2 protein-coding genes are annotated in these 1,698 nt (G+C 76.3%); both read left to right on the top strand.

Annotation, left to right across the window (positions count from 1 at the left end; translation table 11 throughout):
- The coding region (locus tag B9G38_RS17025; protein WP_086221153.1) for a Brp/Blh family beta-carotene 15,15'-dioxygenase at positions 1-854 on the top strand (854 nt) is incomplete at its 5' end.
- Positions 855-925: 71 nt separating this feature from the next.
- Complete coding sequence (locus tag B9G38_RS17020; protein ID WP_086221152.1) at positions 926-1,573, top strand: N-acetyltransferase; 648 nt, start codon at positions 926-928, stop codon at positions 1,571-1,573.
- The last annotated feature ends 125 nt before the right edge of the window (positions 1,574-1,698 follow it).

Genomic DNA, 1,698 nt, shown 5'->3' with positions numbered 1-1,698 from the left:
CGCTCCGGCGCGCGCGCGCGGTCGTCTCGGTCGTGTACGCGGTCCTCGGCGGCGCGGTCGTCGCCGCGTTCTTCGCCGCGCCCGTCGCGGCGTTCGTCGGGTTCATCGCGCTCACGTGGCTCCACTGGGGGCAGGGCGACGTGGCGACGCTGTCGATCGCGGGCGTCGACCACCTCCCAACCTCGGCCGAGCGCTGGCTTGCGCTCGTCGTCCGCGGCGGGCTCCCGATGGGCGTCCCGCTCCTCGCGCACCCCGGGGAGTACCGGCTGGTGGCCGAGTGGATCGTCGGGCTGTTCCTCGTCGACGCGGGCGCGACCGCGACCGCGCTCGACCCCCTGTTCACCCCCGAAGTGCGGACCGCGGTCGGCGTCGGAATGGGCGTCGCGACGCTGGCGTCGGTGGGGCTGGGCTATCGGCGCGTCCGCGCCGGGGGCGAAGGCGGGAGACGCGCCGCCGGCGGCTGGCGGCGCGACGTCGGCGAGCTCGCGGTCCTGTGGGCGTGGTTCCTGCTCGCCGCGCCCGTGTTCGCGATCGGGGTGTACTTCGCCGTGTGGCACGCGCTCCGCCACGTCGGGCGCCTCGTCCTCGTCGACCCCGAGGCCGCGAGCGCGGCGTCCGCCGGCGACGCGGTCGGCGCGCTCGCCCGCTTCGGCCGCGACGCCGCGCCGCTCACGCTCGGCGGGTTCCTCGTGGTGGGGGCGGTGGGCGTGACCGTGCCCGCGGGCGTGGCCGCGCCCGGCGACCTGCTCGCCGTGTCGCTCGTCGCCATCGCCGCCATGACCCTCCCGCACGTCGCCGTCGTCGCGTGGCTCGACCGGCGGCAGGCGGTGTGGCGGCCGGGCGCCGGGAGCTGACCGGGGCCGCGGGAGCCGCCCCGGTTCCGACACCGCACGGCTCTTACTCCGGGACGGCGTCCCCTCGGTAAATGGACGACATCGCGATCCGCGACCCGCGGCCGGGCGACGCCGAGCCGCTGGAGGCGCTCATCACCTCGCACTTCAGCGAGGGGAGCACCTACGGCGTCGACCTCGGGACCGGCGACCCGACGTACCACGTGCTGGTCGCGGTCGAGGGCGGCGCCGACGGGAGTGGAGACGGTTCGGACGCCGCGGGTTCGGGAACGGCCGGCGGCGAAGGCGACCGCGACGACGCGATCCTCGGCGTGATGGCGCTCCGCGAGCTGGCCGACCCGGCCGCCGTCGCTGACGAGATGTACTTCTTCGACGATCCGGAGATCCTCCCGGCCGCGGAGCTGTACGGCCACCTGGAGATGGGGTACGTCCGCGACGGCGCGACCGGACGGGGGATCGGGAGCCGGCTGCTCGAACGCCTCCACGCGGTCGGCGCCGACCGGGGCGTCGACCTGTTCCTCGCGGACTCGTGGTACCACGGCGGCGACGACTCGCCGGAGAAGCTGCTCGACGCGCACGGCTACGAGACGGTCCACCGCGACCCGATCGACCGGCCCGCGGCGGAGTGTCCGAAGTGCGAGACGGAGTGTACCTGCGAGGGCGCGCTCGCGGTGCGGCGGGTCGCGGGCGACGAGGGCGACCCGGAGGCGACCCGCTCGTGAACCACGACCGCGTCCACGCCCGGGCGCCGTCGCACCACGTCGACCGGTGGTCCGAGGGCGTCGTCGAGTCGGTCGGCGAGCGCGACGGCCACTGCGTCGTGACGGTGCGGCCGGTCGCGTCGGGG

Source organism: Halorubrum sp. SD612 (genome assembly GCF_002135005.1).
Note: the sequence above shows the minus strand (reverse complement) of the source record. Positions and strands in the feature narration are given on the sequence as shown.